Below are 22,178 nucleotides of genomic sequence, written 5' to 3'. Positions count from 1 at the left end.
ACTTCTCTAAAACAAGGTGGGACGTCTGAAAGCCCCGTAGATTGGGGCTTTGCCCCACCGTCCTACTTTTATCTCTCTTTTCTCGTGTATAGAGAGAATATTTAAAAACACGCGTGCGCGTGAACACGCGCATTGATGCCCGCTACGCATACATGGGCGGGAGGCATGAAAAAGGTGGGACGGTGGGACAACCCAACAACGACGTGGCCTGCGCCCGTCTCACCACTGCAAAAAGCAGTGGGACGGAGGCAGGCCGGTGGGACGGCGTGAGCCAGAGGGATGCCCACGATCAAGCCGCTTCCCCAAGGAGGAAGTGCTCGACCACGATGTGAGCGTCATGCAGGCGCTGGTAGTAGAGGTTGCGTGTGCAGCCACTCTCAGCCAGACGCGCAGTCAGAGGCGCATCAGGCTGGAAGTAATGCACTTGGACCACCGTCATCAACTCGGGATCAAGGCGTTTTTTGACGATGCGCTCGATGTCCAGGGAGGCCTCCAGCGGCACCCTGCTCCCGCGCCTTCCGCGCACAATCTGGCCACCGCTTTCCATCATCATCGCGACCATGTTGCCGCCCGAGTAACCGGCGGCGACCTCATCGCTGTGCAGCTCCTGCGCCCATTGCTTGAGGGCCATATCGATTGCCTTAATCATCGAAGCACGGCTCCTCGAACTCAGGTTGTTCCAGCGCAGGCGCCCTGCCCCAACCCTCCGGTTTCTTGTACGCCCAAGGCCGCTGACCGCTCTTGCTCAAGGCACCCAAACGGAACCGTCGCCACCCCAATCGATGCAGGATCGCTCCCACACGCATCTGCTCCGGTTTACCCCAATGACCGGGATCGAGCTTGAGCGCCTGACTCATCACCTCACTGCCGGTAGTGGTCTCGCCGATCTGCGACTCTTCGAGCCAGGTCAGGATGGGCGTTTCCCATTCGTCCACCACAAAGCGTTCGTCCTGCTCCTCGCTGAACATCGGCGCTTCTTCTCGCGTTACCCACCAGAGGTCGCCGGCCTCAAAGCAGAACATCGCTTCGGCCCACAGCTGATCGCGAATCTCGCGCAGCAACGCCACGTCGACCTTGGTACAGGCCACCGGCCAATACCGGCGGTTGCCGGTGGCATCCTTGAGGTACTCGTCCTGGTTGGTGGTACCGACGAAGACACACTGACGTGGCACGTCCAGGGTTCTGCGGCCATAGCTTTCGCGGTAGGTGTCGGTCGACGCCGAGAAGAATTGCTTGGCCTTGGTGCTCTCGGCCTTGTTGAAGCTGTCCAGTTCGCCCAGCTCGACGATCCACTTGCCGCGGATCGCCTGAAAGCCATCCTTGTCACCGAGAGCAAACGGCGTATCCATGAACCACTCACCGCCGAGCACGCTCATGGCGGTCGACTTACCGGCGCCTTGTACGCCTTCGAGGATCATCACCGAGTCCGCCTTGCAGCCGGGTTTCATCACCCGTGCCACGGCCGAGATCATCCAGCGCTTGCCGACCTTGGACGTGTAGTCCGTTGTCTTCACGCCCATGACATCCGTCAGCCACCGCTCCAGGCGCGGCACACGATCCCATTCGAGTTTTCTCAGGTACTCGCGCACCGGGTGAAAGGCGTGGTCGTGTGCAACCACGCTGACAGCCTCGATCACGTGCGAGGACTTCACGCGCAGGTTGTACTGCTGCGCGAGCCACTTCATCACGCGCACGTCGTCGATGTCGGCCCATTCGCCGGTACCACCGCCATAAGGAGCGGCCCGCAGCTTGACGATCTTCGAGCTGAAGGCGCAGTAGCTGATCACCCCGGCCCAGCGTTCGTCGTGAGCGAGGATCAGTTCGACGTTCTGCATGTGCGCGATCAAGGCGCCGCTTTCACTGCGGGCCAGTTGATCTTTCCAGCCACCAGCCGCCGGTGGACGGACCACGGCCAACACCTGACGGCGCACAGCATCAAGGCCTTCGGCGACGTGCAGGTCGTTGAAGTCGGTCCACTTGTCGTGACGTTCGACCGAGAAGATCGGCGCAACAACTTGGGCGCCGACGATCAACGCGGCGTTGCTGGCCTTCTCCTCACCCGGGTTCCACGCATCGCCGTTGGGCTTGGTGGTCTTCCAGTCGTCATCGCGGCAGATGATCAGCGGGCAGCCGGCAAAGCGCTCACGCATGACCTTGCACACGGCCAACAGGTTGCCCGCATCGAAGGCCACCGCTACCGCAAGCGACGTCGCCATGTGCAGGCTGGCGCCGGTGGCGTAACCCTCACAGACCAGCACTGGTTCGCCCGGTACCGGGTGCGGACCGAGCAGGTGGAATGTGCCCTCCTTCGCCATGCCGTAAGGCCAGTAGGATTTGTCGCGGCCGGTGTCTTCTTGCTTGTTCGGGAAGATCACCTGCAGGCCCATGATCTGGTCACGGGCGTTCTTCATCGGCACCAGTACTGCACCAGTGCGTGGCGCATAACGTACGTTGATGCCAACAATCTGTTTGCGATCCAGGTAGTCGCTGCGCCCGGTGGTCGGCATGCGCTCGAACAAACCCTGCGCCCTTTTCGCGGCCCGCCGCGCAGCGTTACTCGCGATTTCGGCGGCGCGGCGCTTGGCTTCCTCCTGGCGGGCGCGCATCACTTCACGCACTTCCGGCGACATGCGACCGGCCTTGACCTTGATCTTCTGCGTCTCACCCGAACGCCAGTCACCGAAAGCGCCGAAGATCAGCGTATCGCCCTTCTCCGTGCGCTGCTCGTGAACCACGTACCAGCCGTTCTTTTCCTTGCCCTTGTCCTGCGATGTCTTGCAGCGGGTCAGCTTGCCGAACACCAGCGGTTGCGCTGGTTCCAGACCGTAATCGGCGAATTGGCCCAATACCTCATCGAGCATGCTGAATCCCCCGCTCAGAGAGAGACTGGCAGCTGATGCACTGCGAGCAACCCGGTTGGGCCAGGCGGCGCGCTTCCGGAATCGGGTCGTCACAGGCTTCACAGAACAGCAAGGAATGAGCAGCGCTTTCGGCCTTGGCAGCACTGCGCGCCGCCATGGCCTGATCGATGCGTTCCTGCACCAGATCGTTGGCGAAATCGGCGATGTCAGCCACGGTCAGCACCTCGCGTCGTCTGGTTGACGTAGGTGGCGCGGTTGAACAGCCCCAGCAGCCCTTGAATGCCCCGGAACACCTGCAGACGAATCGCAGCCAGTTCCTGATCAGTCACCACACCGTCGCCGATGCTCTTGGCCCACGTCTCGGCCAGATCAGCGACCTGGCGGAAGTATTCGGCGATACCCGTGGTGAGAGTTTCGGGCATGTCGTTGGTGTAGGTGTCGGCCAGCTCCTGCCAGACCGTGTCACCGACCAGCGCATGCACCGCATCGAGAATGCGGCGATCCTTTGTCAGTTCGAGGATCTCGCCAAACTCCTGAATGTTGATGGAGTGGCTCGGATGGGTAGGCGACAGTTTGTGCTGCAGCGTGGTCGGGTTACGACCGGTCGTGGCTGCGATGGCGGCAGCGCCGCCCGGGTAATCGCGAGCGGCGTGGTATAGCGCTAAATCGAGCGGCAGGATTTCCCGCTGCGCCCGTTCCAGAGAACTCAGAGCGATACGGCTCATGGCATTAATCCTAAAAGTTGCCAGTGCCGCGCGACAGAAGTTGGTGATACATTTGCCGCGTGGTCTGGAGAGGCCCAAACGCCGGCTAGGTTCGTAAGACCAACACCGGCACCGTGCCGAGGCGAACAATCCGTTGTTCACCCCTGGCGCAACAGCTGCCAGCTCTGTGGTAAGAACGGCAGCAACACCAAGGCTTCCGAGCCTTGGAACGCGATGAAAGTCGGCGGCATGTGGTGTGCTCGCCTTCTGACATCGCGACCCGATAGCATTGTGGTGATGCTATCGGGAGAAACTGGGCGACCCTTGGGTCGCCTTTTTTCTATGCAGCTTGTATTTGAGCGTCGGATTCGGCTGGGAATATCTCGGGTAAATCCGGCCTAAGCTGATGAGGTAGAAGCGCTCCAGAAAGTGCTTTCGATAGATGTCGAACCTGTGCGACTGGAATACCTCGCCGACGCCAATTAAAGAATCTCTGAGGGCTGATTTTGCACTCTCGCGAAAGCTGGGAAGGGCTTTTGCCGGAGGCCTCAGCAACCTGCAGTACCAAATCGAATATCTGAGCAGGTGTACTCATGACGTTATCCATACCAAACAATTTGAACGGAAAGACCAAACAATACGTTTGTTATCATCTGAATGCAAGCGCTGTAACATTCTGTTTATGAGTAAACAAACGCAAAACCTCAAAGGCCAACGCTTCCGTGAAGCGCTCGAAGACTCCGGATTGACGGGGGCCCATCTCGCTCGAATTCTCGATCTTGAGAACGACCAGAACATCACGAACTGGAAAGCTAGGGGCGTCCCCGCGTACATGGTCGGCGAAGTTGCGCTGACACTTGTCGTGGAGCGCGAGTGGCTAGAAGGGAAAGATGTACCAATGCGGACCAAGAGCACTGAGCGAAACCCATTACGCCCGGCTGCTAACGATTCGCCGCTTTACGTACTGGAGCCAATGGCTCCTTGGGACTCAGAAACACCAATAGACAATGACGAGGTGGAGCTAAGGTTGTACAAGGAAGTGGAGTTATCCTCTGGACCTGGAAAGGTTGCGCGTACAGAGGTTCAGGAGATCGCTGGGCCCAAGCTTCGTTTTTCACGAGCTACGATGAGGACTTGCGGAGTAGATCCCTCAAACGCTGTATTTGCCACCAACAGCGGGAACAGTAATCACCCACTGATTCTTTCGGGAGCGACAGTCGGCATTGATACAGGAATGACGCGAATCGTTGACGGCGAAATGTACGCAATCGACCACGACGGGCATTTTCGGATTAAGTTTCTTCAACGTACTGCCAACGGCATCAAGATGAGGAGCTTCAATTCACAGGAATACGCTGACGAAGACTATGACTTCGATCAGATCATGGCTCAACGAGTGGTAATTCTTGGCCGCATATTTTGGTGGTCATCAATACGTCCATTGAAAGGCCCCTCTCTGATCTGACACCAAACAAAATGTGTTGACCAAAAACCAAACAGATTGTTTACTTGCCTCACTCTCCAACCACAGTGAGGCATCACCATGCGCGCCACCGCATCCCTACATGTCCATCCTGCATGCGTCAGCAATCGCAAACTGATCGAACAGCTGCAGCTCGCCACGGGCTGTCTGGTCGTCATTCATAACAGCAAACCAACGCTTGTCGCAAAGTCCTGCCAGCCCTCTCCTATCGATCCGAACGGTGGAGGGCACGCAGCATGATCAAGTACAAGATCGACAACCGCACCCTGCAGCTGCTCAACGCCCAGGTCAACCTGACCGAGACCTTCAACCATGTCCTGCGCACAGCACCGAAGCGTGAATGCCTGGCATTCCGCCTGAAAGCTGAACGCGGCACCGTGAAAAGCACTTTTGTCATTGAACTGGGCAGCGAACGCCATACGCTGACCCTGCCAAACGACAAGAAGATGCACCTCAAGCTGGCCGACTTTATTGAAGAGATTGCCAACGGTCCGTTCGACGCGAGCAACTCCAGCGACCCGGCGCCTCTCCCGCACGCCGATCGCCAATACGGCCGTTTTGAGGTCCGGGACAAGCAGCGCGTGTTCGAGCTGGTGCACACCGGTGGCGTGCTGAGCCTCGACATGGGTATTGAGCTTCCCCTGCATGTGGCGCTGCATCGCACACATACACGCCGCGGCGTCACCGTCATCTTGAGCATCGGCAACAAGAGTCCGAATACGCGCTGCTTCACCTTGTACGACCCCGATGCCGAGATCTACGCAAGGCTCATTGAGTCCATCAACCACCTTGCTGCGGCGGCCACTCCAGCTGCGCACGCAGCATAAGGAGGACGCTATGGAACGCACCCTCGCCCAAGCAGCCGCTCAACTCGGCCTCACTCGCCCCAAACTGATGACTCTCATGCGAGAAAAAGGTTTGCTCAAGGGAAACCTGCCGGCGGACCCGAAGCGCGATAAAGCGTACCTGCGGGTCAAGGACAGTCCCTGGTATGACGAGAAACACGGAATGCAGTACAGCCAGTCGACTCGGGTCAAGCAGGCAGGTATCCGCTGGCTGGCCGAGCAGTTGGACATCGATCTTCCTGCCATCCCGGCAGATCGCCGTGACGTGGCCTAGGGAGTACGCCCGCCAGATCGTTGCCATGCGCACACGCGAGGAGCGCAACGCCGCGCTTCTCGAAGTGCCCGAACATCTGCGCGAGCTGACCAGACGCCACTGCCTGAACGCCTGGAACCACCCGGCACGACTACAACGCAAGGAGGCTCGACAAGGCCATGAGTAACGCTGCACAGAATCCGCTTCGCCTGCATCCGGCACCCGAATCGGCCACCGTCGAACTGCTCTATCGCATCTTCGGCGACGTCCTGATCCCGCTGGAGAAAGTCCGCGAGCAGTACTTTCGCAATCTCAACGAGCAGTCGTTCGTGACAGAGATCAACAGCGGCCGGATCCAGCTTCCGATCACCACGCTGGACACCAGCCGCAAGGCGCTGAAGTACGCACACATCCGCCATGTTGCCTCGCTGATCGACATCCGCGCCTACAAGGCTGATGAAAGCATGCAACACCAACAGGACGCGCCCAAACAAGCAGAAGCGAGTTTAGAAAGGGAAAAGCATGGAAATTCATAACGAAACTCTTGCCGAGGACGAGTTGGTCGCAATCACCGGATATCAACGACCTTCATTGCAACTGGACTGGCTCAATCGGAATGGCTGGAAGTACGTACTTACAGGCGCAAGACGCCCCGTTGTTGGCCGCATATACGCTCGAATGAAACTGTCTGGCGTAAAGCCTTCATCTGAAAATATTGCGGCCGAAGCTTGGTCGCTTGATCTTTCACGCGTGGGGTGAAAATGAGACCAAGAAAGTCAGTAAATCGAGATCTGCCACCTCGAATGATCAGGCGAGTTAGGTTGATGAAAAGTGGCTCAGAGTGGGTCGGATACTATTACGACGGGAGAGACGATCAGGGAAAAAGAAAGGAAATTCCTCTTGGAACAGATCTGGATGTCGCCAAGGCGGAATGGGCCAAACTCGATTGCAAGCCTATTCCACAAAAGAACGCCTTACTGGGTAAAATTTTCGACCGGTATGAGGCCGAGATCATTCCAGGAAAACAGCCTAGAACTCAAAAGGACAACTTGCTTTCGCTGAGGCAGCTTAGGAAAGCATTCAGTGAAGCACCAATCAATGCAGTAACACCCCAGGTCATCGCGCAGTACCGCGACAAGCGAAGCGGAAAGGTTAGGGCTAATCGGGAGATTTCGCTGCTCTCGCACATCTATAACATCGCCAGGGAATGGGGTATCACTGATAATGAAAACCCAGCCGCTGGTGTGCGCAAAAACAAAGAAACTCCTCGTGATTTTTACGCCGACGCCACAATCTGGAATGCCGTCTACGAGGTAGCTGTACCAGAGCTCAGAGATGCGATGGATTTAGCCTATTTGACCGGTCAACGCCCTGCGGATGTGCTCGCAATGAGAGCCCGCGACGTCGTCGATGGTTTTTTGCAAGTGTCTCAAGGCAAGACCTCGAAGAAGCTAAGAATTCGCTTAGTAGTAGGCGACATTCCAAATGGTTTAGGGGTGTTAATTGAGCATCTTCTTGAGCAAAATAAAGCGCGCGTTCTTAAAAACCCTTACTTAATCGCTACTCAAGACGGTCGCAAGGTCACTGCCGCAATGCTTCGAATTCGCTTCGACGACGCTCGAAGAGTTGCAATCAAACAAGCAACTGAAAAAGAAGACAACCAGCTCGCAGCCAATGTTCGAAAATTTCAGTTTCGAGATATCCGTCCAAAAGCAGCCAGCGAAATTTCCGATTTAGGACACGCAAGCCGTCTACTTGGGCATACCGACAAACGCATTACTGAAACTGTATACAGAAGAGTTGGAGAAATAGTAACTCCAACCCGTTGAGCCTACAGAGCATCTAGAAAATTATGATTCCCACTGAGACACTTACTACCAGGGACAGTGAGAATTTATACTGGAGCTCGACGAAGCGTGGTGAAAGATTGCCAGCTGGCAGTCTTTCACTACCCAATTTTAATCTAGAGCAGTCGCCTCCCCTTCAGTTCCTAGGCTATCAATAATCTACCTTAGATGCTTTCTTCGCAGGCCAAAACCTCAGCGACCGATCATCCGCTCTCAAACCAACAAGAACAGACTTAACTTCGTTAGAAGTATTATATTCGCGTGAAGATTTATACTTATTAAGTTGCACGATAAAAACAAGCTGCCGATCTAGGCTTGATAACGTCGTATCAAGCCAATCATTTGAGGCCCATAAGATTTCACCATCTTCGTGGTGATGCGACTGCCTATGATCGGGATCAGGCGCCCAACGCCCCCAAACCTGGCTTTTCAACACGAGGCGTCCATCTCTAATACGCCAGTCTCCGCTTAATGGCTCATTTATCAAGTCAAGATTTCTTGTGAGATCTATTCCAAGTCGTGGCCGTCCTCCCGGTCCCATAGCAGCAATTTCGTCGCCCTCATCGATACCGCAATTGTGTCTATCAGGCACCCACACAAACGGCGTAAATGGATTCTCTCGCCGAGACCGATCGTCATAATAGCCGTTGTCCCAAAACTGCGGCAGCCAAATGTCATGGCTGGTTCTTTTCGAAAATGCAGCACATTGAGACAGTGCCGAATTGCGCTCGGTTAGCGCGGATGTAATCGTCACCGTTACTCCATCAGGAGATGACCAACTGCCATATAATGGAAACATTCCTTCGCTAGAACTGCATATGACACCTAATTTCTGTAATACAGTTTCTTGATCTAACAACACATCTTGCCTATCCACCTTACTACCTAATAACTCTTCCTTCGCTTGTTGCGGAACTGGATCCTTACGGTCGGATAACCATGAGCCGTCATCAAATGTCACATCGTAGCGTCCGCGCCATCTTAGCCAGGGTGACTCTTCTTCGACCTCGTAACTACGAACCACAATCGGCAGCGATTTTGAAAAATTGCTGGCGACAGTTAAAAGCGCATGCCTCTGAATATGCTCTCTGAAGAATTCGAATCTATCTCCCTGGGACAAATCGTAGCGCTCATGACCGGGAAAATAATCCATTGAAGTAGCATCCGGCCAAAGACGCTTTATTTCCTCTGCAATAGCATTCTCAACAACTGCCTCCGCCACACCAAACAGGTCTGCAAGAGATCTTATTTCATGTTTTGTAAACTCGTAATCAAAACCAAAATCTGTTGTCTGCTTTACTGCGACGGGATAGCTATCGGAAACGATGGTGCCGTGCTTAGGCTCATTAATCTCATTGAGCAACTCTTCTAAAAATGGATCGGGCGCACTTGTACCAGCTATATGGATCAAGCATCTAGCGATATGAAGCTTATTGATGACGTGCACATCGGATCGTTTTGCTAAAGCCATTAGTTTTGGTTTAATGAAATTAAATGACAACCCATATTGCGAGGTTGTACGCGCCAATCCCATTAGTAACCATTGCTGAGAATTTTGGAAAGATAGTTTTTGATCAGCTGTTGCCATTGTCGCAACTGATGTTTGGTCGAAACGATCAAGCAGAAGACCTAGCTCATGAGTCAGCCCAAGCTCATGAAGTGTGTTAAAGCGCCGGGCCACGTTCCAACGGATGTAACCATCGTCATTGCCTAAAAGGTGCCAAATGAGATCAGAAATGACTTCTGCCTCATCAGTGACAATTGCTTGCTCCGGGGAAAATGCACCCTCTCCAATTTCGTCAGCCATGCGAGCCGTAGGGCCAGACAATAAATGCTCCAGCGCATCCAGACCAGCTTTTCCTGTCGTAACCTCACATAGAGCAGTGGCCAGCTGCAACCAATGGTCCCCGTCGAGATCCACTCCATCTGCCGTGACCTTACGAAGAACGAGCTGCATGACAAACCGCTTGTCTTCGCAGAGACTGGCAAGCTTACGTATGTCGCGCGCAATATTAGGAAATTGATCTTCAAAAAGCTCTGAGCTTCTGGCCGTAAAAAGTCGCTCGACCAGTTTTTTGGCCTCCAAGACAACGTGGGCAGACGAGCCACTCCAAAAAGACAGGCTCTCGTTTAGTATGTCTATTGACTGGTCAAAGCGAAGTTCAGCGGAATCACAAATTGCAAATAAAAAAGCCAAACGCTTAGGATAAGGACACGCTGCACGTAATTCAACTATGAAGCGCTGTCGAACATCATAAGGAAGATTTCCTTCAGCCAAAATAGCTTTGAGAGATCTGTCGATTGAGCTAGCGGAGGATGGATCGCATTCTGCAGCTAATTTTGTGATAAAACGCTGAATACGCTCTTCAGCCGGCGTGCTTGTTTGATCGTCTAGAACGCTTGGTGAGGAACTATTACGGCGATTAAATTCATCCTGTTTTCGCTTTGCATTCACTCTGAGTTGATTGATCTCCTTCAACTCTTCGCTAGTGATTGCATTTGGATATTGCTTGCCAGTCTCCAACAAGCTTTCCCAAAGCGAAGCCCATCCACCAAAAGTATTCTCTTCGCGCAACTTATTAATTATTGTATGAAAAATTCTCTTCTGATCCGCCGTTTCTGCTATTTCAAGTAGATCTGCTACTCCTTTTCCGGTCCGCCAATCCCACCACCCATGATCCTCACAGATAGTGACCACAAAAGCGGCTCGTCGCGGATCGAGATGCCCCGTCTGCGCAAGAAAACAAGCAAGTTGTGGTAGTCCATAGGAAAAATCGGCAACCTCTTGGTCGTGCCAACGTACCAGTTTGGCGAGAGCTGGAAACCCAATAGTTTTTGCTGCAGCTTGTGCAAACAGCGTCCAGCCGAACTTTTTAGGTTCATTATAAACAATGGTCTGGCATAAGTTCATAAGGCGCTGTGCTAGTTCAGGCTTTAAGAATCCGCCTTGCTGTTCACTTGCGAAATTAAGTAAAGAGTAAATTTGCTCATAGCTCTCCCCACCTATCTGATCCAACTCTGCCAAACCTTGTCGGTAATAACCGCGGGCTTCGTCAATGCTCATCGAAACTATGGAGGAAGCGAGATTTACATATGTCTCTCCACGTCGCCCTATATCGTCATCCTGGCGTATTTGTGCTGCAATATGCTGAGCAAACTCTCCTGCAAGATTATGGAGAGATGGCCATTGAGCGATCTGACGCAGTACACTAATTTTATGCTCAATCTTGACCCCTGTCGTGGATATCAGGCCTAGCAGGGTCTTAACGTCTTCAGCCGAGTGATCAGTCGAATGTAGTAATAATACACTTGCGCCGCCGAAACCAACCGCGCGAACAAGTGCGTCAGCAGCGGTTTCAGACCGCCAGTGCGTGCCCGACTTGGTATTTTTAATCCATACAGCTAGAAAATCGGCAAAGGTACTACCCGACAAGCTCTTGTGATCAAAAAACGCGTTTTCGATTGGTTCAATCAACTCATACGCAAGGAAAATACCCTGGCTAATATCCTCACATTCACGATCATTGAATTTTGTTTTGAGCTTACGATCTCTAATATTACCTACACCGCTTGCCGTTGGTTCACGAAGACTTTTCAAAAATTTCCGCAAATCCGTACGGTTAGTAGCAGCCTTAGCATTTTTGGTTATCTTGATGTTTTGCGGCAGTAGGTCATGGAGTGCAACTCGCTTACCAGAGGCCCAAGCACGAACACAAGCTCGAAAAATAGAGGGCCAGATTTTAGAGTGGCCAAAACGTTCACCGTACTCGTAACTCGACGGGCGAGAAACAGGTGCACTTTTTAAGATAGTTGTTGCTACTGCTCGGGAGCTGTACAGCAATGCAGTTAAAGCCGCCTTAGTTTCAGCAAATCCGGCTTCGGCGTCATATGAAAAACTCTCCTCTCTGTCTACCTTAGGAGTTCCAGAAGTAGAAATTGATTTTGTTAGCCCCCTTACTTTTGACCTATTAAGTAAGTGAGGCCTCCCAATAAATGATAGTTTCAGCTCTCGAGAAGTACAAATATCGGAAGCCGCAAATAAGGAAAAATCTGTTAATATTTTCGCATCATTTACTTGATCAAATAACTCCAGCAATACCAGAAGCTGCTCACTTGCATCCAGCGAAAAGCGAGTAGTCCAATTAGATAGGTTACGGTCAACCAGAGCGAACTGCCCCTCAACGGTTCGCTGAAATAATACCGCAACATAATCCTCCAAACTTGGCGCTTCGAGGTCACGACTTTTCTCGTCGCGCGGCTGCCCGATATACCAGTTAATCCAACGAATTGTGCTTTCACATTGGATCTGCGCGTCATCGGGGTTACCCGCAAACCGGTGCGCGATTGTCAATCGAGCACTTCTCGCACCACGCCAACCTGTGCGATTCGCGAAAAGACGCCGATAAGAGTCAGAATCGCCAAGAACTATCGCAAGTGCAGGCGATTGAAGAATAAATCCATCGCCCCTCATGTTCGCAGTTTCAACTTGACCTAGCCGCATGCTTAAACCGAGCACGCGATCTAGGTCATCTTGTGCGACCGCCAGTCTGAAAGCCGCGCGCAGCCTTTCAAGCGAAAGTCTCCGGCGCCCGAATTCAGACTGTACTGTTGTTGGAAAACTGGTTGAGTCAGCTAGGGCAAATGCTCTATCGCTGTCATTGATTACAACTAAAAAGTGTGGCAGCGCTTCAGCGGCGTAGCTGGATGTGGCTTGCGAAGAAAGAAGCCGATCTGCGATAACTGTTTGAGCTTTCGCTTGTTTGGAGTAAGTATCCCGTACAAATGTTTCCGTTGGCTCGTCCCTGAAGATAGCTCCGTGCGACGAGATCTCTAGCATTGGAGCTAAATCAGAAGCAGCCGTATTTACCTGAGCCACAGACCATCCGAGCGCATCTGCCAATTCTTCCAGTGGAATTGGTGGTGGGAGAAGTGAAAGCGCGACGAAAAATTCGGTTACATCTGCATCACACCAACCAGCAACATGGAGATCCGAGACGATTTTGGTGCAGCGCTGAGCAATGATGTCGGGTACCGAGATTGGTACTGCCGTAACATCAGCCACGACATTGGTATCCCACGTTTGCACTAGGTAATCGAGAACTCGTGCGTTCCGCCCAGATCGTGCCAATGCGGTAGACATTTCCACGCTGGACGCATTTGGCCTGCGAGCAATTAAAAACTCACGAGCCTCCAAATCATTGAATGGCCCCAGCTCCACCTCATTCACTTGCGCTCGCCCAATTACGGAGTTTTTACGATGGGTGCGTGCCGTGTACAAAAATTTTACGCTGTCGATCGGGTCTTCATCGATCGCTGCCAAAAGACGTTTCGGAAAAGACTCTTCGTGCCGATAATCTGCTTCAAGTTGAGCATTGTCCGAAGCATCTATGATGATAAGCAAGCCAAGTTTTTTTGACTGAGTTCGGATTGCTACTGCCGCTTGTGCAAAACGTCTGCATGCCGCCTTAATGATTTTACGACTGTCATCGCCCCCTGGTAGCATCGGATCACATAATGCGCGTGAAGCCAGCTCATTGACGATTTGCACGAGTCCAATTTTAGGTAAGTGTCGTGCTTGATTTTCTGAACGATACGACCCCCCCCCAAAGCAATCAAAAACAACAATCTCAAATTCTGTCGCCATCCGCTCAGCGAGGCTTTGGACAAAAACAGTTTTACCCACCCCGCCCTCCGCATGGACGACGACTGGTAAAACTGACGCTTTTATCAAATCGCTGGTTTTAGAAAGCTCTGCTCTCTCAACAACTCTTCCAACGTCGATAAAACGAGACTTTGCTGGAAAAAGATCCTCCGGTTCGCAATCCATTGCATCCAAGACATCCTCCCGCCGAATCAAATTTTTACCTTGGCCACTTGGCCCGGCTTTCTTTAAAACTAAATCCTGCAGATCGTGAAGCCGAAGACGAGCTTCTGTATCTGAGCCTGGTGACCAGTCAGTAAGAGTTCTCTTAAGCAAGCTATCTTGGCCCGCAAGACTCTTTTCTCCCGCTCGAAAAACTATTTTAGAAAAGAGACGACTCACGTCAGATAAGCCACGCTTGGCACACCATTGTGTGAGGTTCCTAGCCTGAGTAGTTGCCCCCGACGACTCAGGCTTTGATCCGTCTATGAGAGAACTAATTGCTTCCCAGAGACTTTCCGTAAACTCTGAGTTCGTCACGAAAATAAACGAAAGCTTTTTGTCGACCTGGGTTATAGAAAACTCTTTTTCGTAACCCAAGATCGTATCGCTAAATTTCTCAATTGTTTTGCGAAGATAAACTGCTGTGACAGCGTCCTCCCGCAATTTGTATTTGAATTGAACCGTCTCTAACCGATCACATGTCCTGAAGTTATCCCCACTACCATAGTAGAGAACGAGATCAGCTACCTCTTCCGCTTGAGCTCCTGGGCTCGAGGTCTCTGTAGACGACACCCCTTCTACGGCGATCGCGAACAGTCGGTCATCGGGAAAGACTAGTTGCAAGGCTTTCCTAGCAGCCCAACGCTCATGAAAGGTGTGCCCCGCGCGGGACGCGCGGACTGTATCGATCTCTGTTGCAATACTCGACATTGGTGTTGTTTCGTCCTTTTACCAACAGCATTGAGTTTCATGACGCCGGAGCCGATGGCTAATTTGAAGTCAGCTTGCAGCAATACGGGTTGATGCGCTGGCTTTTCTTGGTCATTCGGCACTGACACAGCCACCCTTTCAATCACTGAATTGTACTAATTTCACTCTGTTCCGCGGCGCCAGCTAAGGTCAGCACATTTGGGTTTACCAATCATTGCCAACAGAATAAAAAGCACTCCATCGGTAGGCGCAATCGAGAATAACGTCAAAATTCATTTCCGCAACTACGTTTCTCACCCTTTAGTTCAAGGGCCAAAACCGGTTAACCTAGAGCAGTCGTGCGGAAATTAAAACGACACAACCTATTGATTCTAATCGATAAATCGTAAGACTTGAAAACCGTCGACTGTAACAGGTCCATGAGTTCGAATCCCATCGCCTCCGCCATCTTTATACGACAAAGCCCTGATTATTCAGGGCTTTGTCGTTTCTGCGAGATATGTTTTGCGCAGCATCGTTTGCGCATCTGTTGAGTCATTTCACAGCAGTGCCTCGTACACCTGAGGCGCTGCTGCCCGAATAGCCAATGCGTACCCGCTCAGCCAAGCGACTCAAAGACAGCCTCCGCACGCTGTTGCACCGGCGCCTGAGGTCTGAGCATTTGCTGCCAGGCGAGCTGCGCCTGGACCTTGGCCACCGAATCCAGCACTTTCTGCGCCCAGCGATCATCCTCGGGATGCACCACGACCACCCGGAAGCCATGATCCTTGCCTTCAATCTGCACGCCCTCCGAATCATCGACATGCAAGTCGATATCGAACGCTGGCGGATACTTGGAAGGCGCATTCGACATCCCGTGCGCCGTCAGCGCACGGTTGTGCAGCACGCTGTTGACCACGCCATCGACGCGGATACCGTACAGCGCCAACCAGCGCCTGATATAGGACGGCGTGCGCCCGGATGAGGTGTAGACCCAGACACTGCAATCCTGGCGACGCAGCTCTCGGATCAGCGATCGTGTGCCCATCCGCAACGGTTCACCCAGCCAGCGATGAATACAGGCCGGTAGTCGACTCTTCTCCACTGCGCAGTGGTGGAGCTGGCAAGCGAGCGTGTCATCGATATCGAACGAAATTCGTATGCGCTGACGTTCGAACAACTGCGGCAAAGCGCAGCGGATAGCCTGCCCTGCCCGGCTGCCGAAGGTTCTCAATCTGGCAAATGCTGGTGCCCAGTTCATCAATGGCCACCTTGAGAGAGAGGCAAAGGCTTGCCTTTGAGAAAGAACTTCATTGGATCGGGCGCCTGTTCTTCTAAGAATGCTGCATATTTTTTCTTGATCTTGGGCAATTCGTACAACGCCTTGACGCCATGCTTGGCGGAGTTGCGGATGACCGAAGACGGGTTGAAATAGCCCTCGGCGTTTTCCAGCGTCAACACGAATGGAGGCAGCCCCGCCCGCATGAGCAGGTAGCTCACAATGAGCGAGCCACTACGGTTATTGCCTTCGATAAACAGCTGCGGCTTGCTCAGAATGCGCACATAGACACCGGCTGCACGCTTCCAGACCGATTCACTGCGATACGCGCAATACCAGTTGTACAAGTCCTTGATGCCTCCCTCAACATTGTTGAAGAAGTGCGCCTCAGTGGCTGCCAGATGCTGGGCGTATTCCAGCCGGCGCGCCGGATCCCGGCCACAAAGCACTGTGGCATTGATCTCCAGCATCAGGTTCAGTTGCTGCAGATCGAACAGGTCGATGCCGCGGGCAACATATTCGTCAACCAACGCATAGCCTTCAAGCACATTGTGCAGAACTTCGTCAGTGAACGGGTCCCGAGGCTCGGTGAAGTGCCGGCTGAGCTCGGCAAAACGGCTCTGCACTTTCCGCAGTGCGCGTTCAATCGCAGGCAAATCAAGGCGATGCGTGGCAGGCATTGGAGCTCCTTGGAAACGCTTGGTAAATGTCCACCGATGCCCGCCAAATCCATTTGGCTTGTGCAGGTAGGCGGCCGTGACCGGTGGCAAGGCTCAGCTGAACTTGCCGCTGATGTAATCGCCGGTCATCTGTTCACGCGGGTTGTCGAAGATCTGCGCCGTCGGCCCCATTTCGACCAGATAACCGGTGCGTGTGCCCTGGGAAATATCCACCGAGAAGAACGCCGTGGTGTCAGCAACACGGATGGCTTGCTGCATGTTGTGGGTCACCAGTGCGATGGTGTAGTCCTTCTTCAACTCGACCATCAATTCTTCGACGCGTCGGGTGGCAATCGGGTCCAGTGCCGAACAAGGCTCATCCAGCAGCAGGACTTCCGGCTCAGTGGCGATCGCCCGGGCGATACACAGGCGTTGTTGCTGGCCACCGGAGAGCGACAGGCCGCTGACCTTGAGCTTGTCCTTGACTTCGTCCCACAGCGCGGCGCCTTGCAGCGCATGCTTGACCCGGTCGCCGATATCGCCCTTGTAGCGATTGAGGCGAAGACCAAACGCGACGTTGTCGTAGATGCTCATCGAGAACGGGTTAGGCTGTTGAAACACCATGCCGATGTAGCGACGTACGACCACCGGATCGACGCCCTTGCCATAGACATCCTGGCCGAGGAAATGCACATGGCCCTCGAAACGAAAGCCCTTCACCAGATCGTTCATCCGGTTGAGACTGCGCAGCACGGTACTTTTGCCGCAGCCTGAGGGACCGATGAATCCGGTGATCTTGTTTTTCTCGATGGGCACGTGGCTGTCACGTACTGCCATGAAGTTGCCGTAGAAAATCTTGTCCAGTTTGCAGTCCATGACTACAGGCGCCTGGGTGACAAACGGAGCGGCAATTTGCGCAGTTGATACGTTCAAAATCAGATGCTCCCGTTCTTAATACTTGGGCTTGCCGAAAATCCGGCTGATGATGTTCACGAACAGCACGATCATCACCAGCACCAACGAGGCCGCCCATGCGAGCTCGAGCTGGTTATCGAAAGGCATGCCGGAGAAGTTGTAGATCAGCACCGCCAGCGACGCAGTCGGATTCATGACATCGAGATTGCCCTGGTGGTAGATCCAGTAGTTGCTGAACAGCGCGGTAAACAACAAAGGGGCCGTCTCGCCTGCGGCACGCGCCACGGCGAGCATCACGCCAGTCAGGATCGCCGGCATGCCGGTCGGCAAGATGATTTTCCAGATGACCTGCGAGCGGGTGCAGCCCATGCCATAAGCAGCATCTTTCATGATCTTGGGCACCATCCGCATCGATTCTTCGGCGGTCAGTACCACGATAGGCAGCATCAGGACGGCGAGCGCCACGCCACCTGCCGGTGCCGAATACGTGCCGGTGGTCATCACTACCAAAGCGTAGGCAAACACCCCCGCCAGGATCGACGGCAGGCCCGTGAGCATCTTGGCGGCAAAACGTGCGGCGTTCCCCAGCTTGCTGTCAGGCCCCAGTTCAGCCAGAAAAATGGCCGCCATGATCCCGACCGGCACCGCGATCGCTGCCGCGATACCGACCATCACAAAGGTACCCGCCATCGCGTTGCCGAAACCGCCGCCCATCTCGAAGCCGGTCGGCGGCAGTTCGGTAAAGACTTCCAGGTTCAGACGCGCACCACCGCGGGTGATCAGCATGTAGAGCACGGAAATCAGCGGTACGCTGGCGAGCAAAGCACCTGCCCAGACCAGGGTGGTCAGGATCAGGCTGCGCAGCGCACGGCCTTCGAACCTGCGTTGCAAACTGGGCATCGCACCGGTTGGCGCCGTCAGGTCTGTTGCTGCGGTCAGATCAGTCATCACTTGTTACCCCGTTGGGCGTACATCATGATCATCGAGCCGAAAATGTTCACGATCAGCGTAATCAACATCAGCACGAGCGCGGCATACATCAACACCTCGATCTCGTTCGGCCCGGCTTCGGGGAAGTTCAGCGCCAGCAGAGCGGCAAGCGTGTTGGCCGGTGCAAACAGCGAGAGGGAAATGTTGTTGGCATTGCCGACCAGCATGGCCAGCGCCATCGTTTCACCCAGCGCGCGTCCCAGGCCCAGCACCAGAGAGCCGAAAATGCCGGTGGCGGCCGAAGGCACCATCACTTTGAGAATCGCTTCCCAATGGGTAGTGCCCATGCCGTACGCGGCCTGTTTGGTTTTCATCGGCACAGCCGTAAGCGCGTCCTGCGAAACGGCAGCAATGGTCGGCAGAATCATGATGGCGAGCACCAGAGCCGCGGGCAGCAGGCCCGGACCGCTCAGGGACGTGCCGAAAAAAGGTATCCAGCCCAGTTCGCTGTTCAACCAGGTCGTCAGCGGCCGAATCGCCGGGATCACCACATAGATCCCCCACAGGCCATAGACCACGCTGGGAATGGCTGCGAGCAGTTCGACGATGGTGCGAAACAGCGCAGCGAGCTTGGTTGGCAGGAAATCCTGGGTCAGGAAAATCGCCATGCTCACACCAAAAACACCGGCGATCAGCAACGCGATGAAGGCGCTGTAGAGCGTGCCCCAGATGGCTGGCAGAATGCCGTATTTGCCTTGGTTGACGTCCCATACGCTGCCCAGAAGCACATCGAAGCCGTGCTTCTCCATACCGGGAAGTGCCTTGCGTCCGACTTCGAACACCAGTGCAAATACCAGCGCCAGAATCAGTACCACACCGATGCGCGCGAGCGCGCGGAAGGTGCGATCGACCAGAAAATCCTTCGTCGAGGGTGGCTGGCAGGCAGAGTCGGGATTAACCGGTACGACAAAAGGTTTGTTCATGGGCTAAGTCCGGAACAAGGGGAAAACTCTCCCGGCGTGGTGCAGACGCACACGCCGAGAGAGACCTCACGGCGTTACTGAATGTTGGCGGACGCTTTGCGAACCTGTTCGACGACCGATTGCGGCAACGGGATGTAACCCATCGAATCGGCAATCTTCTGCCCCTCGGTCAGGCTGTATTCGACCATTTCACGCATGGCTTTGGCCTTGGCCGGGTTGCCATTATCCTTGCGGAAAATCATCCAGGTATAAGAGGTGATCGGATAGGACTTGGCACCGTCCGGATCAGGCAGCCAGGCCACCAGGTTTTCCGGCATCTTCACCGCCGCCAGGGCCTCGGCACCGCTTTCGGCGTTTGGCACGACGTAATTGCCTGCCTTGTTCTGCAACTGGGCAAAGTCGACCTTGGCCAGCTTGGCGAAGCCATATTCGATGTAACCAATCGCACCAGGGGTCTGACGCACGGTAGCGGTTACGCCATCGTTTTTCGGCGACTTGATGAACTTGTCACTGGCCGGCCAGTTGACGGTGTTGCCCTCACCCAACGCCTGCTTGAACTCGGCGTTGACGGTTGCCAGGTGCTTGGTGAATACGGCGGTAGTACCGCTGGAATCTGCACGCACGACAACCGTGATCGGCGTATCGGAGAGTTTCAGGTCCGGGTTGGCTGCGACGATCTGCGGATCGTTCCAGCGCGTGATTTTGCCCAGGAAAATGTTGGAATAGACGTCGCGTGGCAGCTTCAGACCCTTGGGATTGCCCGGCAGGTTATAGGCCAGCACGATTTCCCCGGCGGTCATTGGCAGCAACTGCACGCCTTCGGCGACCTTGGCGATATCTTCGTCTTTCATTGCCGAGTCACTGGCAGCGAAATCCACGGTTTTGTTCAAGAAGTCCTGTACGCCCGCGCCGCTGCCCTTGGATTGGTAATCGACAGTGACGCCATCGGATTTCTTGCTGAAATCCTTGAACCAGGTCAGGTAGATCGGCGCCGGGAAACTTGCTCCGGACCCCGTCAGGCGAACATTTTCTGCTGCAAATGAGGCCGAGGTGGCACAAAGAGATACCGCAATGGCGAGCGCAGCAGACTTCATCAAACTTTTCATTAAATGACACCTAGTGATTACGGGCTCCCGAACTCTGCAGCAGTTTTGTGACGATTTCATGAAAGCAAAGTGGCAAGCGTTACCCTCATGGTCCGCAGCAGCGCATATGGACGTAATCGGCTTCCGGGTTTCGAAAAATCGAATCTTCCTGTGCCGGACTTGTCACTACCCCCTGATCCCGAGCAGTCACGTGCCAGGTTCACATTGCAAAAACGCTACTTTTCCCCAGCCTTTATGGCCCTCAACCGGAAATGGCGTTAGCATTTCACTCATTCGGCTGAACAAGCCTGTTTATTCAGATCAGGGTTGCATTGTGGAAAAGCTAAAACGCCTTCAAAGCGGGATCGAAGGGCTCGACGCGCTGCTTCAGGGGGGCTTTGTCGCGGGCGCCTCGTACATCATTCAAGGGCGTCCGGGCTCCGGCAAGACCATCCTTGCCAATCAGCTCGGATTTCACCATGCCCGCAACGGCGGCCGTGTGCTGGTCGCCACGTTGCTGGCCGAGTCCCACGACCGTCTGTTCCAGTTTCTGTCGACCATGAGTTTCTTCGACGCCTCGCGAGTCGGCGCGGAAATTCAGTTTGTCAGCGCATTCGATACGCTGGAAAACGAAGGCCTTGATGAAGTCGTGAAGCTGCTGCGACGCGAAATCACCCGGCAGAAGGCGACCGTCATGGTCGTCGACGGCCTGCTCAATGCACGTTCCAAAGCCGACTCGCCGATCGACACGAAAAAATTCATCTCTGAACTGCAAGGCCATGCCGCATTTGCCGGTTGCACCGTGCTGTTCCTGACCAGCTCGCGCCTGGATGACGGCAGCCCCGAGCACACGATGGTCGACGGCGTCATCGAAATGGGCGAAGAGCTGTTCGGTACTCGTTCGGTACGCCGCATTCATTTGCGCAAGACTCGCGGCAGCGGCGCGTTGACCGGTCTTCACGAATGTGAAATCACCGATAACGGCCTGGTCGTCTATCCGCGCCTCGAAAGTCTCTACAAGCGCCCTTCCGCCCCTGACAGCGCGGACTTGACGCGCATCCCAAGCGGCATTGCTTCACTGGATGACATCCTCGGGGGTGGCTTGCACAGCTCCAGCGTGACGCTGGTCATGGGGCCTTCCGGGATCGGCAAGACCACGCTGGGTCTGAAGTTCATCGCGCAGTCGACGGCCGAAGCGCCGGGCCTGCACTTCGGCTTCTATGAAAGCCCGCAGCGGCTGCGGCTGAAAGGCCGTTCGCTGGGCATTGATATCGAACACATGGAACACAGCGGTGCGCTGAGCATTGCCTGGCAGCCAACTACCGAAGGCTTGCTGGACGGCCTCGGCGCACGCCTGCTGAGCCTGGTCGATGAAAAAGGCATCAAGCGCCTGTTCATCGATAGCCTCAGCGGCATGACTCGGGTTTCAACCACGCCGGAACGCATCACCGACTTTTTCAGCGCGCTGATGAATGAGCTGCGATCCAGAGGCGTTACGGTGTTCGCCTCATGGGAAATGCGCGATTTGTTCGGCTCCGAGGTCAGCGCACCGAACTCCGACCTGTCCAGTATTGTCGACAACCTGATGCTCATGCGTTTCTTTGAGAATCACGCTGAACTTCGCAGGACGCTTTCCATTCTTAAGGTACGCGATAGCTCCTACAACCCGTCGCGGTTCGAGGTGGTTGTACGCGATCAAGATGTGTTCCTGGAAAAGGCTTTGAAAAATGAACCTTCAGTCGCAGCTGAGTCATTGCCTGGTTCAATTTCGTAAGTCTTCA

At 54.2% G+C, this 22,178-nt stretch carries 20 protein-coding genes; 8 read left to right on the top strand and 12 right to left on the bottom strand.

Annotated elements, in window-relative coordinates; genetic code table 11:
• Positions 1 to 289: 289 nt before the first annotated feature.
• From PSH90_RS12900 to PSH90_RS27495, 5 genes are all read right to left on the bottom strand, one after another.
• A complete protein-coding gene (locus tag PSH90_RS12900) occupies positions 290 to 649 on the bottom strand; it encodes a hypothetical protein (protein ID WP_150734424.1) in 360 nt (119 codons plus the stop codon).
• Positions 642 to 2,861: a VapE domain-containing protein gene (locus tag PSH90_RS12895; RefSeq protein ID WP_150734425.1), complete on the bottom strand. Its 2,220-nt coding sequence runs from the start codon at positions 2,859 to 2,861 to the stop codon at positions 642 to 644. Before PSH90_RS12895 ends, PSH90_RS12900 begins: the two co-directional genes overlap by 8 nt.
• Positions 2,851 to 3,075 carry a TraR/DksA family transcriptional regulator gene (locus PSH90_RS12890; protein WP_008080171.1) on the bottom strand — a complete coding sequence of 75 codons (225 nt, stop codon included), beginning with the start codon at positions 3,073 to 3,075 and terminating at the stop codon, positions 2,851 to 2,853. The genes PSH90_RS12895 and PSH90_RS12890 overlap by 11 nt, the downstream gene beginning before the upstream one ends.
• Positions 3,068 to 3,586: a phage regulatory CII family protein gene (locus PSH90_RS12885; protein WP_083368989.1), complete on the bottom strand. Its 519-nt coding sequence runs from the start codon at positions 3,584 to 3,586 to the stop codon at positions 3,068 to 3,070. Before PSH90_RS12885 ends, PSH90_RS12890 begins: the two co-directional genes overlap by 8 nt.
• A 319-nt stretch (positions 3,587 to 3,905) precedes the next feature.
• Positions 3,906 to 4,070 carry a helix-turn-helix domain-containing protein gene (locus PSH90_RS27495; RefSeq protein WP_224791276.1) on the bottom strand — a complete coding sequence of 55 codons (165 nt, stop codon included), beginning with the start codon at positions 4,068 to 4,070 and terminating at the stop codon, positions 3,906 to 3,908.
• On the opposite strand from PSH90_RS27495, the gene PSH90_RS12880 reads away from it, so the two are divergent.
• The 7 genes from PSH90_RS12880 (at position 4,008) to PSH90_RS12850 (ending at position 7,975) form a co-directional block, all read left to right on the top strand.
• On the top strand, positions 4,008 to 5,030 hold the full coding sequence (locus tag PSH90_RS12880) for a S24 family peptidase (RefSeq protein WP_224791267.1): 1,023 nt from the start codon (positions 4,008 to 4,010) through the stop codon (positions 5,028 to 5,030). The genes PSH90_RS27495 and PSH90_RS12880 overlap by 63 nt on opposite strands.
• 254 nt (positions 5,031 to 5,284) lie before the next feature.
• The gene (locus PSH90_RS12875) at positions 5,285 to 5,875 is read left to right on the top strand and encodes a hypothetical protein (protein WP_150734429.1); all 591 of its coding nucleotides are present in this window, start codon (positions 5,285 to 5,287) and stop codon (positions 5,873 to 5,875) included.
• Positions 5,876 to 5,885: 10 nt separating this feature from the next.
• A complete protein-coding gene (locus tag PSH90_RS12870; RefSeq protein WP_150734430.1) occupies positions 5,886 to 6,167 on the top strand; it encodes a phage antirepressor KilAC domain-containing protein in 282 nt (93 codons plus the stop codon).
• Entirely contained in the window at positions 6,154 to 6,333 is a 180-nt protein-coding gene (locus tag PSH90_RS12865; protein ID WP_150734431.1) for a hypothetical protein, read from the top strand. The genes PSH90_RS12870 and PSH90_RS12865 overlap by 14 nt, the downstream gene beginning before the upstream one ends.
• Positions 6,326 to 6,682 carry a pyocin activator PrtN family protein gene (locus PSH90_RS12860; protein ID WP_150734432.1) on the top strand — a complete coding sequence of 119 codons (357 nt, stop codon included), beginning with the start codon at positions 6,326 to 6,328 and terminating at the stop codon, positions 6,680 to 6,682. Before PSH90_RS12865 ends, PSH90_RS12860 begins: the two co-directional genes overlap by 8 nt.
• On the top strand, positions 6,669 to 6,905 hold the full coding sequence (locus tag PSH90_RS12855) for a DUF4224 domain-containing protein (RefSeq protein ID WP_150734433.1): 237 nt from the start codon (positions 6,669 to 6,671) through the stop codon (positions 6,903 to 6,905). Before PSH90_RS12860 ends, PSH90_RS12855 begins: the two co-directional genes overlap by 14 nt.
• A 2-nt stretch (positions 6,906 to 6,907) precedes the next feature.
• Positions 6,908 to 7,975, top strand: a complete 1,068-nt coding sequence (locus tag PSH90_RS12850; protein ID WP_150734434.1) for a tyrosine-type recombinase/integrase — start codon at positions 6,908 to 6,910, stop codon at positions 7,973 to 7,975.
• Positions 7,976 to 8,144: 169 nt separating this feature from the next.
• Here PSH90_RS12850 and PSH90_RS12845 read toward each other — a convergent pair whose 3' ends face one another.
• The 7 genes from PSH90_RS12845 to pstS all read right to left on the bottom strand — a co-directional run bounded on the left by PSH90_RS12845 (position 8,145) and on the right by pstS (position 20,418).
• Positions 8,145 to 14,567, bottom strand: a complete 6,423-nt coding sequence (locus tag PSH90_RS12845) for a hypothetical protein (protein WP_150734435.1) — start codon at positions 14,565 to 14,567, stop codon at positions 8,145 to 8,147.
• 598 nt (positions 14,568 to 15,165) lie between these two features.
• Positions 15,166 to 15,807 (bottom strand): hypothetical protein, encoded by a 642-nt coding sequence (locus PSH90_RS12840; protein ID WP_236169731.1) that lies wholly within the window; start codon positions 15,805 to 15,807, stop codon positions 15,166 to 15,168.
• The gene (locus PSH90_RS12835) at positions 15,807 to 16,505 is read right to left on the bottom strand and encodes a hypothetical protein (RefSeq protein WP_305383022.1); all 699 of its coding nucleotides are present in this window, start codon (positions 16,503 to 16,505) and stop codon (positions 15,807 to 15,809) included. The genes PSH90_RS12840 and PSH90_RS12835 overlap by 1 nt, the downstream gene beginning before the upstream one ends.
• Positions 16,506 to 16,598: 93 nt before the next feature.
• Complete coding sequence (pstB, locus tag PSH90_RS12830; protein ID WP_240996754.1) at positions 16,599 to 17,360, bottom strand: phosphate ABC transporter ATP-binding protein PstB; 762 nt, start codon at positions 17,358 to 17,360, stop codon at positions 16,599 to 16,601.
• Positions 17,361 to 17,435: 75 nt separating this feature from the next.
• Complete coding sequence (pstA, locus tag PSH90_RS12825) at positions 17,436 to 18,347, bottom strand: phosphate ABC transporter permease PstA (RefSeq protein WP_016774590.1); 912 nt, start codon at positions 18,345 to 18,347, stop codon at positions 17,436 to 17,438.
• On the bottom strand, positions 18,347 to 19,312 hold the full coding sequence (pstC, locus tag PSH90_RS12820; RefSeq protein WP_024012838.1) for a phosphate ABC transporter permease subunit PstC: 966 nt from the start codon (positions 19,310 to 19,312) through the stop codon (positions 18,347 to 18,349). Before pstC ends, pstA begins: the two co-directional genes overlap by 1 nt.
• Positions 19,313 to 19,386: 74 nt before the next feature.
• On the bottom strand, positions 19,387 to 20,418 hold the full coding sequence (pstS, locus tag PSH90_RS12815) for a phosphate ABC transporter substrate-binding protein PstS (protein ID WP_051600442.1): 1,032 nt from the start codon (positions 20,416 to 20,418) through the stop codon (positions 19,387 to 19,389).
• 313 nt (positions 20,419 to 20,731) lie between these two features.
• Between pstS and PSH90_RS12810 the strand changes: the two genes are divergently transcribed.
• On the top strand, positions 20,732 to 22,171 hold the full coding sequence (locus PSH90_RS12810; protein WP_305383130.1) for an ATPase domain-containing protein: 1,440 nt from the start codon (positions 20,732 to 20,734) through the stop codon (positions 22,169 to 22,171).
• Positions 22,172 to 22,178: the final 7 nt, after the last annotated feature.

Origin of the sequence: Pseudomonas sp. FP1762, from assembly GCF_030687105.1 — a bacterium.
In the GTDB taxonomy this organism is placed as follows: domain Bacteria; phylum Pseudomonadota; class Gammaproteobacteria; order Pseudomonadales; family Pseudomonadaceae; genus Aquipseudomonas; species Aquipseudomonas siliginis.
Note: the sequence above shows the minus strand (reverse complement) of the source record. Positions and strands in the feature narration are given on the sequence as shown.